The sequence below is a fragment of the Salicibibacter kimchii genome (assembly GCF_003336365.1).
GTDB classification, from domain to species: Bacteria; Bacillota; Bacilli; order Bacillales; family Marinococcaceae; genus Salicibibacter; species Salicibibacter kimchii.
This window is the reverse complement of record NZ_CP031092.1, coordinates 1964032-1979210: the sequence shown is the minus strand read 5'-3', so window position 1 is coordinate 1979210 and position 15179 is coordinate 1964032. Positions and strand designations below refer to the sequence as shown.

The following is a 15179-nucleotide window of genomic DNA, read 5'->3' as shown; positions in this document are numbered from 1 at the left end:
TATATTAATATGACTGAAGTTGTCTTACAGATTGTTCGCGGTGATGAAGCAAGTGGGCAAACCATTGAAAGGTACAACGTTCCCTTTAAAGGTGGCATGAGTTTGTTAGATGCTGTCTTTTGGGTGCGTGAACACGAGGATCAATCCCTTTCCGTGCGCTATTCGTGTCGTTCTGCAAATGCATGCAAAGAATGCATGGCCATTACCGACGGAAAACCAGGGTATCTGTGCAGTATACGAGCGATGAAGAACACGGAGTATCTAATCGAACCGATGAAAGCCAGAAAATGGATAAAAGACTTGGTCACAGAACTTGATTAGCGATTATAGGAAGGATGGGCTCATTGGAAAGCAAACAACAATTAATGGAAAAGATTCGCTGCGGGGATATGACAAAACCAACGTCCGGCTTTGCCCCGGGGTTTACACAGGCAAATCTCGTTATTTTAAAAAAAGAGCTTGCCTTTGAATTTTTATTGTTTTGCCAACGAAATCCCAAATCATGCCCGGTGCTCGATGTTAGTGAGGTAGGTTCACCAGTCGCCCGAACATTCGCGCCGGAGTCTGATCTGCGTACAGATATACCAAAGTACCACATTTATAAGCATGGGGAATTCGTCGAGGAAACCACAGATATCAGCGAGCATTGGGAAAGTGACATGGTTGCCTTTTTATTGGGGTGCAGCTTCACATTTGAAGAAGCGCTCATCGCGAATGGCATTGGGATCCGTCATAATGAAGAGGGTTGCAATGTCCCAATGTATAGGGCGAATATCGAGACGGAACCGGCCGGTATTTTTCATGGACAAATGATTGTGAGCATGCGGCCGATACCGAGAGATCAAGTCGTGCGTGCGGTGCAAGTGACCTCGCGATTCCCTGATGTACATGGCGCACCCGTTCATATCGGAGATCCGGCATTTATTGGCATCTCTAACATGGCCAAACCTGATTTTGGACAAGCTGTGAGTATCAACGACGGCGAAGACCCGGTTTTCTGGGCATGTGGCGTTACGCCTCAATCTGTCGCGATGGCGAGCAAACCTGAACTTATGATTACGCACGCCCCGGGACATATGTTCATTACCGACGTGAAAAATGAAACTCTGGGGGTTTTTTAGGAGGGATTTTATGGCACAGGGGTTAGGTCACCCGATGAGTGATAAAGAGCGGAATAAATTTTTACGCGGTGCGATATTCCTTATGGCCACTTCAGCCATTGGGCCTGCGTTTCTTACACAAACCGCTCAATTTACGCAAGAGTACATGGCCAGTTTTGCATTCGCAATTTTGGCTTCGATTGTGATCGATATTGGCGTTCAACTTAATATTTGGCGCGTTATTTCTGTGTCCGGAAAACGAGGGCAGGAAATATCAAACATGGTCGTCCCCGGGTTAGGCTACATAATTGCCGGGCTTATTATCTTCGGAGGATTTGCGTTCAATATTGGTAATCTGGGTGGCGCGGGCTTAGGCCTTAATGTACTTTTTGACCTACCAGTAGAAATAGGGGCCATCATTATCACTGTGGTGACCATCATTATTTTTTCGATTAAAAATTACGCCCGTATTATGGATGTGCTTTTGCAAATCTTTGGGGTCATTATGATTTTAATGGTAGGCTATGTTATGTTGACGATGGATCCACCCTATCAAGAAGCGCTCGTAAAATCTGTATTGCCTGATGATTACTTGATCTTACTCCTTCCTTTGGTGACCATCGTTGGCGGTACGGTTGGTGGCTATATTTCATTTGCCGGCGGGCATCGGCTTGTTGATGCCGGAATTACCGGCAGAGCGAATGCCCCTTTTGTTAGCCGCGCTTCCATATATGGAATACTGACGACAGGCATTATGCGTGTATTTCTCTTTTTAGCGTTTTTAAGTGTGGTAAATGCCGGATTTACCTTGGATCCGGATAACCCGGCAGCTACGCCGTTTCTCGTCGGTCTCGGTGATTTAGGTTATTATATGTTTGGGATTGTCTTAACCGCAGCCGCCATTAGTTCAGTCATCGGGGTGGCGTATACAAGTATTTCTTTCTTACGCTCGTTTCATCCGGTGTTTGAAAACTATAACGGATGGTTTATTGCTGGATTTATTACGATTTCATCGCTTATATTCATCACAATCGGTGAACCGGTAATGCTTCTCATTCTCGCTGGTGCGGTAAACGGAATGATTCTACCTATCGTTCTCACGACCATATTAGTGGCCTCCCGGAAAAAATCGATTGTCGGCGATTACCGCCATCCGACATGGCTGATTGTGTTTGGGGCGATTACGGTTCTTTTCACGATCGGTGCTAGTATCGTAGCATTTGAAGAAATTGTTGGCTTATGGTTTAACTAAGAGAAGGAGGAATTAAAATGAAAACCATTGATATGAACTGTGACATGGGTGAAAGCTTTGGCGTTTATAAATTAGGATCCGATGAAGAAATTCTTCCCCACATTTCGTCTGCCAATATTGCCTGCGGGTTTCATGCCGGCGACCCTTCTACGATGAGAAAAACAGTTAAATTGGCGATAGAAAATGACGTCGCGATCGGTGCACACCCGGGCTTACCGGATTTAATGGGATTTGGACGTCGTCACATTGATCTTTTACCTGAAGAAGCTTATGATATCGTCTCTTATCAAGTCGGGGCTTTGTGGGGCGTTGTGCAATCGGAAGGTGGGCACATGCGGCATGTGAAAGCCCATGGCATGCTTTATAATCGAGCGACCCAAGATCCTGAATTGTCGGATGCGATCGCCCGGGCGGTCTATGACATCGATCCGAACCTCGTTCTTTTTGGTTTGGCCGGCGGCGAGATTTTGAAGGCCGGTGAAAAAGTAGGATTGAAAACAGGGAGCGAGGTGTTTGCCGATCGTACGTATCAAGAAAACGGTACCCTCACGTCACGACGCGAGAAAAACGCTATGATTGAGGATGCAGACAAGGCGGGAGACCAGGTCATTCGTATGATTGATGAGGGTAAAGTTCAATCCCAACAAGGAAAAGACGTGGACATCCTTGCCGAAACCGTCTGTATCCACGGAGACGGCCCTCACGCGTTAGAGTTCGCGAAAAAAGTGCGCCATAAAATTGAAAACGCAAGCATCAACGTTCACCCAATCGAATAGGCAGGTGAGTTACTCCGCATGGAAGCTGTTGGGAAATATTTTCTCGGCAGCTTTTCTTTTTTAATGGATGATATTCAGATTAGTTTATGATGTCGGAAAGGGCCGAAGGGTGGTTGGTTCGAAAAGAGAATTAAATAGGGTATCATTATGGAGAACACGAAAAATGGGATATGTGAACGCCAAATATTTTACATAAGCATCAATGTTACTGTCGCACGAATTAGCGTTAGTCAATGTCCACGCGTTCGAATAAAGGATCAAATTATAATAGAGTAGCTGTTTAATATTGAAGTCGGTCGTTCTGGGAGAAATTTTCATTCGCTCAACGATTGATCACCAAAGGCGTCTCGCGTCATGAACCAGCGCTTAATGGATCCATGGGTCATCCTCGCGATTATCCTCGTTGCGTTTAATTTACGGCCTGCCATTACAAGGGCCGGTCCACTTATCGGCCTTTTGCGTGAGGATTTGCAATTAACAAACAGTGAGGCAGGGGTTAGCGGATATTGCAAACGCTGTTGTCTACGCTGTCACTCCGCCTGATTACGTGAACGTCAATAAAGGAACAGTTCGGCCAGTGTAAACAGAAATCTAAAAAACCGTCCCTACACACCAGGGACGGTGGTGCCATCGTAGAGGTCTTACTTCTGTTGAGGGTACTGCGTGGCTAATGAAGCGATGAACCGTAGGAAGCGATCGAGGAAAAAGCGGCACCGAAATGGCTGATATGCGTAGGCTATGTTCAAAGATGTTCATCTCTATGTGACCGTTAGGGGAAACGATCTGTTCCAGCTGCAAAAGCCTTTGCACGCTCAACCTCTTTTGATAATATCTATGGGACGGTTGGGATACTTGTGAGAGAGCCCCCAGTCAGTCCCCGGCTTACAAGGCATTTATATGGAGATTGTTCTATATTGAGTGATTAGATCCCTTGTAGGCCTGTTGTTTTTCTTAAGACGGCTGATGTGTTTTTGCTTCTTTCTGCTCTTGTTGTCTACGGTTGGATTCAAGTTTTAGAAAACTCAGATCTTCAACGACGACTTCTGTGATAAAAACCTTTACTTCGTCCTTGTTCATAAATTGCCTTATCTGGATACGCCCTGTAACAGATACGAGAGAGCCCTTGCGGCAGTAATTTGCCGTATTTTCCGCTCGTTTTCGCCAAATGGTGCAAGGGATGAAATCAACATCGTTTACACCTTCATTGTTTTTAAAAGGGCGCTGTACGGCAAGGAAAAACTTCACATAAGCGACTCCGGAATTTGTGAACATTAGCTCGGGGTCTTTCGTTAAACGACCAATCAACGTAACTTGATTTAACAATCTTTCACGACCCTTCCTCTATGCAATTGTAGGCTAATAGTGGTCACGGGAGATAAAAAGGGTGGAGTGTATGACAGCGGAGGGGTATGCTGTCAAATGATTCGAGGTTGAGAAATTTGTACTAATCGTAGTGTTTTCTTTCCATAGCAAACCTCCTTTCATGGAGTCAAAATAATTATACCATAGGTCATGGTATATTTTAAACAGATAATGCAAAAGATTTATAAAATTTTTTCACTAAAAGTACTTTCATTTGAAGAAAAGGCCCATTGCATCATATAATGACAATGTAAGGGGGGATTTTGATGAAAGTAAAAAAAGCAGTCATTCCGGCAGCCGGGCTTGGGACACGATTTTTACCGGCAAGCAAAGCATTGCCAAAAGAAATGTTGCCGATTGTTGATACGCCAACAATCCAATACATAGTGGAGGAAGCCATCGAGTCGGGAATCGAAGATATTCTCATCGTGAGTGGCCGCGGAAAACGAGCGATTGAAGATCACTTTGACAAATCGTATGAATTGGAAGAGACACTGGAACGAAGCGAAAAATGGGAACGATTGGAAGAAGTAAAAAAAATCTCAAACATGGCCAGTATTCATTATGTCCGCCAAAAAGAACCGCAAGGTTTGGGGCACGCCATCGCCTGTGCCCGTACATTTATCGGAAATGAGCCGTTTGCTGTCATGCTCGGGGATGACATCGTCCGTTCCGAAGGTAAACCATGTTTGCAACAGCTCATGGAAATATATGAGGACACAGATGCATCCGTATTAGGTGTCCAAGATGTTCCGGAGAATAAGGTTTCAAGCTACGGGATCGTTTCGGCTGCAAATGGAACAGATTCGAACATTGTCAGTGTGACTGATCTTGTGGAAAAACCGAAACAAGAAGAAGCTCCATCGACATTGGCGATCATGGGCAGGTATGTGTTGGCGCCTGAAATTATGCCGATTTTGGAAGAACTGCCACCTGGAGCCGGGAATGAGATTCAACTTACCGATGCGATCAAGCGCCTGGCCGGAATACAGGATGTGAATGCTTTTCGATTCGACGGAGACCGCTACGATGTTGGGGATAAACTTGGCTTTATCCAGGCAACCCTTGATTTTGCCCTCCATCGTGAAGATTTGAGCGACGACTTGAAAGCATATATCAGACAGTTGGATATTTAACATTTTTTGAACGAAGTCTCCCTCTGCAAGCGTGTTAAGGGGGAGATGGTTTTTGGCTGTACGATAGAGCTTCCTCATGTACGTAAAAAATGATGGAAGGAAATGTTCTGGTCAAGAAGTTTTTGTTTTTAGAATAAATAATCCGCGAAGGAGAAGAGGTTGGATCGGACACGTAGGCGGATACAGTGCCCGGTCCAGCGCTGGCTATATGCCACGTCCACCCATTACCGGCGGCCAATGCCGTAATAGTCGAATCCTTGTTCTTTGAAAGCATTCGCATCCAGTACGTTTCTGCCGTCGATGATGACGTTTCCTGTCATAGTGGCAGCTAGATCGGCGATGGGATGTTGTTTGTACACATCCCACTCGGTGACGAGTACTATGGCGTCCGCTTTCGATAGCGCTTGTTCAGCCTCATTGTGCAGAGTCACGGCTCGTGGTAAAAGCGGTGCTGCTGCATCCAGCACGATCGGATCATGGGCGTGCACGTCAGCACCCGCTTTGACGAGTTCGTGGATGATATCGATCGAGGGCGCGTAACGCATATCATCTGTCCCCGGTTTAAAAGCCAATCCGAGTACGGCCACTTTCAAATCCTGCAGCCCTCGCGGGAATTTATGGTGTAAAATTTCCACAGGCTTTAATCGTTGTGTTGCATTGATGGCGACGGTCGATTGTAACAAATTGGCTTCATAATCCTTATCCTTTGCCAAGGCTATAAGCGCTTGCACGTCCTTTGGAAAACACGATCCACCGAATCCAAGTCCGGCATTAAGAAAGTGGGGACTGATTCTGCGATCGGTGCCAATCCCCCGGGACACTTCATCAATATTTGCTCCGTACGCTTCACATATGTTTGCGATTTCGTTAATAAAAGAAATTTTCGTTGCCAAAAAGGCGTTCGAGGCGTATTTAATCATCTCTGCGCTACGTGCCGAAGTGGTGATGATTTGCTCAGAATCAGCCAATGGTTCATGCAGGTGCACGAGCCGTTCGTTCGCCCACGAAACATCTGTTCCGATGACAATCCGATCAGGATGGAACGTGTCTTTGACGGCTGAGCCTTCCCGTAAAAATTCCGGCACGGAACACACAGCGACGTCGGCATTTGCATTTTTTTTCCGGATAATCTTTTCGACTTCTTCTGCGCTTCCTATCGGGACGGTGGATTTATTGACGACGACGGTTCGATGATCAGACGGAAGCACTTCTCCCAGTTCGCCGGCAACTGTCCGCACAAAAGAAAGGTCAGCGGATCCATCGGCTGCCTGGGGTGTTCCCACGGCAATCATGATGACATCGCTATCGGGGGCGGATGCTGCTAAATCAGTCGTAAAATGAATCTTTTCATTATGGATGTTTTTCTCCAATAAAGCATCCAGCCCTTCTTCATAGATCGGGCTGATCCCTTTTTTGAGCTGCGCAATTTTTTGCTCATCTTTGTCAACACAAACAACATCATTACCAAGATCGGCAAAGGATACACCGGAGACGAGTCCCACGTATCCGGTGCCAATGATTGTCAATTTCATTTCAGTTAACCTACTTTCTGTTTTTCAATAAAGTGAAACTTCCATCAAAGGTGGTTTTTTCCTTTGATGGTTAGTTGAACAAATAGGGGTGCTAGTCGCCCGTTAACTTCAGCTTACGGGGTTGAAGAGGGAGTTTCACGGGCGTGCACCACCGGGATAACTCTTTTACAAAATCAAGGGCGGTCAATAGGGGACATATAATAGGAACAGCCCAACTGCTCGCTCATGAAGATCCAGCTAGATCCCCATCACTTTCCATTGTAGCTTCTGATTCCATTTTACCATACCTTTTCCCCCAATCAAGAGGAAGAGAACGTTAAAATCAAGCTAATCGTTGCCCCCTGGCCATAAAAAGAGCTGGTATTAAAGGACATTCTGGCTATTGATCGTAAGCAACACAAAAAAACCTGCTTCTCAAGGAAGCAGGTAAGTGAAGATTATTGGGGTTCGGTACTTTCCTCTGCATTGATCGTTTCGTTCGAATCGCGTTCCTCTTCCAGATCAAGGTGCTGTTTTAACATTGCTTGTGTGTTCGCAAGGTCTGTGTCATCGACCCGGTAGTAATCCACGCCGCTCTCGCGGAAACTTTCACCATCCAATTGATGGTGCTCGATCTCATTAATAGAATTGGCATAAGAGTGTAAGCCAAGGATTTCATTGAAGGACATGTTCATGTTCATATTTTTCTGCAGACGTTCAAATACTTCATTGTAGTTTGCAATCGAGGAGAGGGAAGTGGCTTCGTCAATCAATGCTCCCAACACTTCTTGTTGCCGTTCTCCGCGTCCGAGATCTCCGGCAGGGTCTTGTTTTCGCATACGCACGTAAGCAAGGGCCTCTTCCCCATTCAAGACTTGTGGACCTTCGTCAATTTCAATGGCATCCATGTCTCCATCCGCGTTTTGTTCGGTAAATGCCATTGGAGAGTCCACCTCTACGCCGCCGAATATATTAACAGTATCCATGAAAGCATCAAAATTTAGCGTTACATAGTAATCGACAGGAATATCGAGCAGATTTTCCACCGTGTCAATGGCTAAATCCGTCCCGCCAAATGCGTGGGCATGGTTAATTTTATCTTGGGTTGGACGCCCGGGAATTTGTACATAGGAATCCCGCGGGATACTTATTACATTTACCGATCCTTCTTCTCGGTTAAACGTTGCCAATAAAATCGCGTCGGCCAAGCCGTCCAGGTCACCATCGCGATTGTCGGTGCCGAGAAATAAAACAGAGATGTTATCTTCATCGGGGTCTACGGCAACTTCCCGCATATCTGAGTGTTCTCCCCGTTCCAAAGGGCTTTGTGTCTCTTCTACGAGATTGTTTGCCTGTGTAACGAGATAAAACACGAGGGCGCCTGCGGCGACAATGATAAAACCGACAAGTGCTACCAAGGATAAGATAATTTTTTTATTTCGTCTTTTTTTTCGTTGATGTCGTATCGATCTGGAAGGTTCTTGTTTTGGCATTTCATTGTCTCCTTCCGGGAATGTATCCGGATGTTTCTCATACCATACGTTCATATTTTACAAGAAGGTCGTAGAAAAAGTAAATGATAGAATCAAAATATCGACAAAAATCTTATTTCCCGGGAAATTTGTCAAACATGTCCCTAAAAATCCTTTTCCATATATGACGTTCCGGAGGGGGCAACCGTTACACGATTGTTGGAAGTATTGACGATCCACTCCTCAAAGATTTCTTTATCATTCATGTTTACGGCGACTTGGATAGTAACATGCGTGCCATAATCTGTAGATACTAATATATAAGGGGATTCTCGTAGTTCATTTTCAATTTTTCCGAGAAGTTCATAAGCAATGGTTACGCTATATTTCTGCATCGGCTGTCGTTGGACGATTCCTATATGATTGATGGCCTCGGTGACGCTATTGCCGTATGCGCGTATTAATCCGCCGGCTCCTAGCTTGATCCCCCCGAAATAACGAGTGACGACAACGGCTGTATTTTTTAATTCCTGTTTGATTAAAACATTTAACATAGGGACACCGGCTGTTCCCGACGGCTCTCCGTCATCATTTGCTTTTTGTGTTTCATTTCCCATCCCGAGCACGTATGCGGAACAGTTGTGGGTGGCAGTGGGATGTTCATGTTTTATTTTTGCAATGAAAGCTTTTGCTTCGTCTTCTCCCTGAACCCTTCGCATATGGGCAATGAACCTCGACTTTTTGATTGCCTGTTCATATTTGCCATCATTTTTTATGGTATAGTACGATTGAGGCATGGAATCCCTCCCGTTGATACTATCTTTGACACTCCCACAGATAAAGCAATGGGATTCTAAAGTGCCATTACGTTCGCAATCCACTTCTGTTTTGAACGAGCCTTTAGTTCAGAGGTGTGCCATCCCCTCGACCTGTTTCGTTCTATGCACCTTTGATGCATATGTACCTTACAGGCGGTGTTGCTTTTACCACAACACTAGGTTTTAAGATGCTTTCTTTTTGTTTTTTGGTTCGGAAATACCCGAAATCGCTTTTGGGGCTTTGTTTAAATCTTTCCATTCAAGCAACCAATTAGCGAACGTTGTATGATACATGGATGCCTTAACACATGTTTGGTTTATCATGCGATTTATTCTGCAAAGAAGCGATTCACCCCACATCTAAAGAAGTGGGCTTTCTCGCTCTAAGTTCTGTAATAGCATTATAATCTTGTTGTAATAGCTGAAATCTATAAAAAATGGTACTGTCAAATTAGCGAGGGAGTTACCCGGAATTTTGGCACAATGTGTGAATTTCTTAAACTTTTATTCCCATATGCCTTTTCGTATATAAGAATGTGCTAAAATAATCATATCGAATCAAACGTTGATGTCAAACATTCGGTTCGATTAAAGGCTGGGGGTAAAGACTTGGGCAATAATAAGGAAACCCTTGAAACAATTATCATACAAATGAAGGAAACGATCCAAAGCAGCAAGGAACAGATTTTCGAAATAAGTGAGCAAACAAGGCGAGAGTATGAAACGTTGGAAGGCGAGCTTGAGGATACGCGCCGTAAAGTGTCGGAAATTATTCAACAAACAAATGAAAAACGGCACCAAGCACAAGTGGCACGTAATCGTCTAGCCGTGATTAATCGCGATTTTAACACGTTTTCTAACGAAGAAGCCAAAAGAGTGTATGATGATGCAAATGAGTATCGCCTCCAACTTGCCGTCATGGAAAAGGAAGAAAAGCAGTTGCGGGAAAGGCGAGATCAAATTGAGCGCCGGTTGTTGCAGTTAGACGATACGTTGAATCGCGCAGAGTTGCTTGTGGGCCAAGTATCGATTGTGCATAATTTTTTGGATGGCGATTTGCGTGAAGTTGGGGAAATGGTCGAAGATGCAAAAGAGAAACAGGCGTTTGGGTTAAAAATCATTCAAGCGCAGGAAGAAGAGCGCAGGCGATTGGCCAGGGAAATCCATGATGGTCCTGCTCAATTGTTGGCAAATGTTCTTCTTCGTTCGGAGATCCTCGGCAGAGTCTACACCGAACACGGAATCGATGCTGCATTAAATGAACTGCAGGATGTTCGTAAATCGATTAAAGGCAGCCTCTCTGAAGTAAGGCGTATCATCTATGATCTTCGGCCTATGGCGCTCGACGATTTGGGGCTGATTCCAACATTAAAAAAATATTTGGACGGCCTTGCAGACGAACAAGAGGAGACGGAGATTCGTTTCATTCTCCATGGCAATGAATACAGGTTGGAAGTGAACCTTGAAGTAGCCTTGTTCAGGCTCGTTCAGGAATCGGTTCAAAATGCGCTCAAACACGCGAACGCCGAGCAAATTTCAGTGAAAGCCGAGATGCGCACAACACAAGTTCATTTGATCATTCAAGATGATGGCCGAGGATTTGACCCCGCAGGATCAACGAATCCCGGATTCGGCATTATCGGCATGAAAGAACGGGTGAACGAGCTCAAGGGTGATGTGAAGATTGAATCAGCCAAAGGAAAAGGAACCAAAATTACCATTACCATACCGACTTAATACTGAATAAATTTCATTGTTAATGCACGTCAAAACAGATTCTTTGGAAAGGATGGACGAGATGGCTGGGCTAGGACAAATCAAACTTATACTTATCGATGACCATAAATTGTTTCGGGAAGGCGTTAAACGTATTCTTGAGATGGAAGATCAGTTTGAAATCGTCGCTGAAGGTGATGATGGAAATGAGGCAATCCAGCTTGTTTCCCAATATCAGCCGGATGTTGTATTAATGGACATTAATATGCCGGGAGTAAACGGCGTTGAGGCTACGCGAAAGCTAGTTGAGCGGTTTCCCGATGTCAAAGTGTTGATTCTTTCCATTCATGATGACGAAGCTTATGTCACCCATGTCTTGAAAACAGGAGCATCTGGTTATTTGTTAAAGGAAATGGACGCAGACGCTTTGATCGAGGCTGTCAAAGTTGTGGGTGCCGGCGGCGCTTACATCCATCCGAAAGTCACCCATAATTTAATTAAAGAATACCGTAGACTTGCAAGCGACAGCGGAGGTTCTACCACAGGTGATGAATTGAGCTACAAAGAGATCGAATACCGCAAACCCTTGCATATTCTAACCAGGCGGGAATGCGATGTGCTTCAGCTAATGACCGATGGTTACAGTAACCGTATGGTAGGAGAAGAGCTGTATATTAGTGAAAAAACCGTCAAAAACCACGTCAGCAATATTTTGCAAAAAATGAATGTGAATGATCGGACACAAGCAGTCGTTGAATCTATTAAAAAGGGATGGGTGAAAGTACGTTAATCCCTCGCTTGCGTCCTGCTTTTTTCCGTTCTATGATAGGGACAACCATGGAACCGAAAAGAGGGGGTCATTATGCCGAAAATATCAATCGTAACGGATAGCACCGCATATTTGGATGAGGAGACATTAGTGGAAAACGAGATTAATGTTATTCCGCTAAGCGTCGTATTCGGTCAAGAGACGAGCCGGGAAACGGAGATGGGGACGGAAGAATTTTTCGGTAAAATGCGTGCCCATGAAAAATTGCCAACCACTTCACAACCCTCTCTCGGGGAGTTTATTGATTTGTATGAAAAGTTAGGCGAAACAGCTGACTCGATCATTTCTTTTCACCTGTCCAGCGGAATCAGCGGAACATTTGAAACGGCCGTAGCGGCTTCCCGTTCGGTGGAAGGAGTTAATGTTTATCCGTTTGACACTGAAATTAGCTGTAGCGCGCAAGGGTATTATGCAGTGGAAGCAGCAAAGCTTGTCCGCGAAGGGAAGACGGTTGATGAGATTTTTGAAGCGTTGACATCCATTCGTGATACGTTGTCCGGTTACTTTATCGTTGCTGATCTAAATCATTTGCATCGAGGGGGGCGTATGAGCGGTGCGCAAAAATTCCTCGGCAGTGCTTTACAAATAAAGCCGATTCTCCACTTTGACGATAAGGTCATTGTCCCTTTTGAAAAAGTGCGCACGGAAAAACGCGCTATTAAACGGGTGATGGAATTGCTGGAACAGGACGCCGCAGACGGGCCGGTTCGAGCAACCGTCGTGCATGCGAATGTCCCCGAAAAGGCGGAAGAAATACGCTCCACCCTCGATAAAAAATACGATAACCTTGAGATTGACCTAGGTGTGTTCGGTCCGGTGATCGGAACGCATCTCGGTGAACAATCCCTCGGACTCACTTGGTACAAAAAATAGCTGCAATAGAGGTGGGAAAACCTCCATTTCTCACCTCTCACCTTTATAATAAAGGAGCGAACCGATGAAAGTAGCCCTCGTTACGCCCCGCGATACGCCCTCCGCTATTATCCTCCCCATTGCTTGTGTAAACGAGCATGATGACATTCAATCAGAAGTCTCTTCGATTTCGGCGCTTGGGAGCCCGCAAGTTTCCATCCCGAAACCCTCCCCCAACCATCTGCCGGACTGGCATGAGGTTCAGAAATTATTGGACGGTCGTGCATTGCTCCCCGATGAACTCCCTTTTTCATATAAAAAATTAGAAGCCTTCATACGGCACGGCTATGTACATATGCAACCGGGCATCCATATCCGCCCACGTTTGAAATGCGCCCGCTGCGGCAACAACCAGAAACATTGGTTTTCCCGTTATTCATGCGCATGGTGTGACAGCGCTTGCTTATACTGCCGCGCTTGTATTTCAATGGGTCGGGTAGCGTCCTGCAGCCCTCTTTTCACATGGAAAGGGCCGGCGCTTAGTAGAAAAAAAGCGCGTGCGGGCGTTTTGGCCTGGCGAGGGCAACTTTCTCCTTTGCAACAACGGGCGGCTGACCGTATAACCCAAACGATTAAGCAATCACGGTCCTCCGAATTGTTAGTTTGGGCGGTATGCGGAGCCGGGAAAACCGAGATGTTGTTTCCCGGAATCTCCCGCGGACTCAAGGAAGGAAAACGGGTGCTCATTGCTACGCCACGGACGGATGTTGTCCTTGAGCTTTTGCCTCGCTTAAGACAGGCGTTTCCAACGACGGCTCTGGCCGGCTTATACGGAGGCAGTGAGGAACGTTTTTCTTACGGTCAGCTTGTTGTGGCAACCACGCACCAAACGCGGCGCTTTCAGGACGCCTTTGATGTCGCCATCATTGATGAAGTGGATGCGTTTCCTTATCGGTTTGATGAAAGCTTGGCCTATGCAGTAAAAAAAGCAACGAGAAAAAATGCCGCGACGATTTATTTAACGGCAACCCCTGATGATCAATTACGAAAAAGATGCGAAAGTAAGGATGCGGTCATTCGTGTCAATCGTCGGTTTCACGGATTTCCGTTACCCGTCCCTGCTTTTCAATGGTGCGGAGATTGGAGAAAGGCGCTTTCGCGAGCACGATTACCTAAAGGATTTTCAGATTGGGCATTTCAACAGCTGGCAACGAAAAGACAAGCGCTGATTTTCGTTCCGAGTATTCAAACGGCCGAAGTGTTGTGCGAGGTCTTGCGGCAAAGAGAGCGATCGATTGCAAGTGTCCACGCGGGAGGCCCGGAACGTAAAGAAATTGTAGAAAATTTCCGAAATGGAGAGATGCCGATGCTAGTCACCACGACGATTTTAGAACGAGGGGTCACCATTTACGGGATTGATGTGGGCGTTCTTGGGGCAGAGGATGAAGTGTTCACAGTGTCTGCGCTTGTTCAAATTGCAGGCAGGGCAGGAAGGAGTGCTGAGGACCCGGACGGCAAGGTTACCTTTTTTCACTACGGGAAAACAAAAGCGATGAATCGTTGCAGGCAGCAGATTTTAACCATGAATGGAAAAGGAGGTGCGTGAAAATCGTTTATAACCGTTGTCGCCAGTGCTTGCATCCTTTAAGTGCAAATATAAGTTGGGAAGCGTTATTTTCATGGCAACAGAAAAAGTTATGTGACGAGTGCCAAGGCAAATTAAAGTCGTTAAAGGCTCCGTGGTGTCTGTATTGTAGCCGTCCTATGGTACGGAACGAATGTTGTGCGGATTGCCGGCGTTGGGAGAGAACGAGGCATTGGTCCGGTTTGCTGGCCCGAAATATTTCCCTTTTTTCGTATGATGGGCATTTGCAGGAAGTAATAAGCACTTACAAATATCGTGGGGACGTAGCACTTGCACACGTATTTACAGAAACGTTAAAACGAACATATCGGAAGAAGTTTAAAGGAGCGATACCGGTACCGATTCCGCTCAGTCAAGAGCGTCTGCTGGAGCGGGGGTTTAATCAAGCGGCGGTGTTGGCAGAGCAGTTGCCGGTGGCTTACAGCGCTTGCTTAGTAAGGGTAGTAGATGAGGGGAAACAAAGCAAACAAACCCGTAGGGGCCGATTGCACAGCCACGCCCGTCCTTTTTCCTTTCAAGGGGATGCGGCGCGCGTGGCCGGTAAACATATGCTGCTCATCGATGATATTTATACGACCGGAACCACCTTGCGCAAAGCAGCTGTCCCCCTATTGGAACAAGGCGCGAAACAAGTGTCCGCACTCACGGTCGCCAGAGGATAAATAGGGGTGTGAAGCTTCATGGCGACTGAAAAGTCATCAAACGATCTA

Annotated in this window: 14 protein-coding genes and 1 pseudogene; 11 read left to right on the top strand and 4 right to left on the bottom strand. The window is 45.8% G+C overall.

All coding sequences use genetic code 11. The features are described from left to right. Positions 1-9 precede the first annotated feature (9 nt). The 5 genes and pseudogenes from DT065_RS10055 to DT065_RS18895 all read left to right on the top strand — a co-directional run. Positions 10-321 carry a 2Fe-2S iron-sulfur cluster-binding protein gene (locus tag DT065_RS10055; protein WP_114373013.1) on the top strand — a complete coding sequence of 104 codons (312 nt, stop codon included), beginning with the start codon at positions 10-12 and terminating at the stop codon, positions 319-321. A gap of 14 nt (positions 322-335) precedes the next feature. Then, positions 336-1121 carry a putative hydro-lyase gene (locus DT065_RS10050; protein WP_114373011.1) on the top strand — a complete coding sequence of 262 codons (786 nt, stop codon included), beginning with the start codon at positions 336-338 and terminating at the stop codon, positions 1119-1121. 10 nt (positions 1122-1131) lie between these two features. Then, positions 1132-2352 (top strand): NRAMP family divalent metal transporter, encoded by a 1221-nt coding sequence (locus DT065_RS10045; protein WP_227002539.1) that lies wholly within the window; start codon positions 1132-1134, stop codon positions 2350-2352. A gap of 17 nt (positions 2353-2369) precedes the next feature. Further along, positions 2370-3128 carry a LamB/YcsF family protein gene (locus DT065_RS10040; RefSeq protein ID WP_114373009.1) on the top strand — a complete coding sequence of 253 codons (759 nt, stop codon included), beginning with the start codon at positions 2370-2372 and terminating at the stop codon, positions 3126-3128. A gap of 354 nt (positions 3129-3482) precedes the next feature. Then, positions 3483-3623, top strand: a pseudogene (locus DT065_RS18895) (MFS transporter); the annotation flags it as partial. 456 nt (positions 3624-4079) lie between these two features. Here DT065_RS18895 and DT065_RS10030 read toward each other — a convergent pair. After that, complete coding sequence (locus DT065_RS10030; RefSeq protein ID WP_114373007.1) at positions 4080-4451, bottom strand: single-stranded DNA-binding protein; 372 nt, start codon at positions 4449-4451, stop codon at positions 4080-4082. A 305-nt stretch (positions 4452-4756) separates the two neighbouring features. On the opposite strand from DT065_RS10030, the gene galU reads away from it, so the two are divergent. After that, positions 4757-5626, top strand: coding sequence for a UTP--glucose-1-phosphate uridylyltransferase GalU (galU, locus tag DT065_RS10025; RefSeq protein ID WP_114373006.1), 870 nt, complete (start codon positions 4757-4759; stop codon positions 5624-5626). Positions 5627-5850: 224 nt separating this feature from the next. Here the strand turns inward: galU and DT065_RS10020 are convergent, their stop codons facing one another. From DT065_RS10020 to DT065_RS10010, 3 genes are all read right to left on the bottom strand, one after another. Then, the gene (locus tag DT065_RS10020) at positions 5851-7158 is read right to left on the bottom strand and encodes a UDP-glucose dehydrogenase family protein (RefSeq protein WP_114373004.1); all 1308 of its coding nucleotides are present in this window, start codon (positions 7156-7158) and stop codon (positions 5851-5853) included. A gap of 437 nt (positions 7159-7595) precedes the next feature. After that, positions 7596-8630, bottom strand: coding sequence for an LCP family glycopolymer transferase (locus DT065_RS10015; RefSeq protein ID WP_114373002.1), 1035 nt, complete (start codon positions 8628-8630; stop codon positions 7596-7598). A gap of 143 nt (positions 8631-8773) precedes the next feature. Next, positions 8774-9406 carry a YigZ family protein gene (locus tag DT065_RS10010; protein WP_114373001.1) on the bottom strand — a complete coding sequence of 211 codons (633 nt, stop codon included), beginning with the start codon at positions 9404-9406 and terminating at the stop codon, positions 8774-8776. Positions 9407-10036: 630 nt separating this feature from the next. On the opposite strand from DT065_RS10010, the gene DT065_RS10005 reads away from it, so the two are divergent. The 5 genes from DT065_RS10005 to DT065_RS09985 all read left to right on the top strand — a co-directional run bounded on the left by DT065_RS10005 (position 10037) and on the right by DT065_RS09985 (position 15131). Continuing rightward, positions 10037-11164 carry a sensor histidine kinase gene (locus DT065_RS10005; RefSeq protein WP_227002537.1) on the top strand — a complete coding sequence of 376 codons (1128 nt, stop codon included), beginning with the start codon at positions 10037-10039 and terminating at the stop codon, positions 11162-11164. A 61-nt stretch (positions 11165-11225) separates the two neighbouring features. Then, positions 11226-11933 (top strand): response regulator, encoded by a 708-nt coding sequence (locus DT065_RS10000; RefSeq protein WP_114372999.1) that lies wholly within the window; start codon positions 11226-11228, stop codon positions 11931-11933. Positions 11934-12005: 72 nt separating this feature from the next. After that, positions 12006-12845 (top strand): fatty acid kinase binding subunit FakB, encoded by an 840-nt coding sequence (fakB, locus tag DT065_RS09995; RefSeq protein ID WP_114372997.1) that lies wholly within the window; start codon positions 12006-12008, stop codon positions 12843-12845. A gap of 64 nt (positions 12846-12909) precedes the next feature. Continuing rightward, complete coding sequence (locus tag DT065_RS09990) at positions 12910-14430, top strand: ATP-dependent helicase ComFA (protein ID WP_114372995.1); 1521 nt, start codon at positions 12910-12912, stop codon at positions 14428-14430. A gap of 221 nt (positions 14431-14651) precedes the next feature. Next, entirely contained in the window at positions 14652-15131 is a 480-nt protein-coding gene (locus tag DT065_RS09985) for a ComF family protein (protein ID WP_160112494.1), read from the top strand. The last annotated feature ends 48 nt before the right edge of the window (positions 15132-15179 follow it).

Bases quoted from the DNA above. Each gene is read 5' to 3' on its own strand.
- DT065_RS10010 (WP_114373001.1), bottom strand. From the start codon at position 9,406: ATGCCTCAATCGTACTATACCATAAAAAATGATGGCAAATATGAACAG.
- fakB (WP_114372997.1), top strand. From the start codon at position 12,006: ATGCCGAAAATATCAATCGTAACGGATAGCACCGCATATTTGGATGAG.
- DT065_RS10020 (WP_114373004.1), bottom strand. From the start codon at position 7,158: ATGAAATTGACAATCATTGGCACCGGATACGTGGGACTCGTCTCCGGT.
- DT065_RS09990 (WP_114372995.1), top strand. From the start codon at position 12,910: ATGAAAGTAGCCCTCGTTACGCCCCGCGATACGCCCTCCGCTATTATC.
- DT065_RS10045 (WP_227002539.1), top strand. From the start codon at position 1,132: ATGGCACAGGGGTTAGGTCACCCGATGAGTGATAAAGAGCGGAATAAA.
- DT065_RS10040 (WP_114373009.1), top strand. From the start codon at position 2,370: ATGAAAACCATTGATATGAACTGTGACATGGGTGAAAGCTTTGGCGTT.
- DT065_RS10015 (WP_114373002.1), bottom strand. From the start codon at position 8,630: ATGCCAAAACAAGAACCTTCCAGATCGATACGACATCAACGAAAAAAA.
- DT065_RS10050 (WP_114373011.1), top strand. From the start codon at position 336: ATGGGCTCATTGGAAAGCAAACAACAATTAATGGAAAAGATTCGCTGC.
- DT065_RS10055 (WP_114373013.1), top strand. From the start codon at position 10: ATGACTGAAGTTGTCTTACAGATTGTTCGCGGTGATGAAGCAAGTGGG.
- galU (WP_114373006.1), top strand. From the start codon at position 4,757: ATGAAAGTAAAAAAAGCAGTCATTCCGGCAGCCGGGCTTGGGACACGA.
- DT065_RS10000 (WP_114372999.1), top strand. From the start codon at position 11,226: ATGGCTGGGCTAGGACAAATCAAACTTATACTTATCGATGACCATAAA.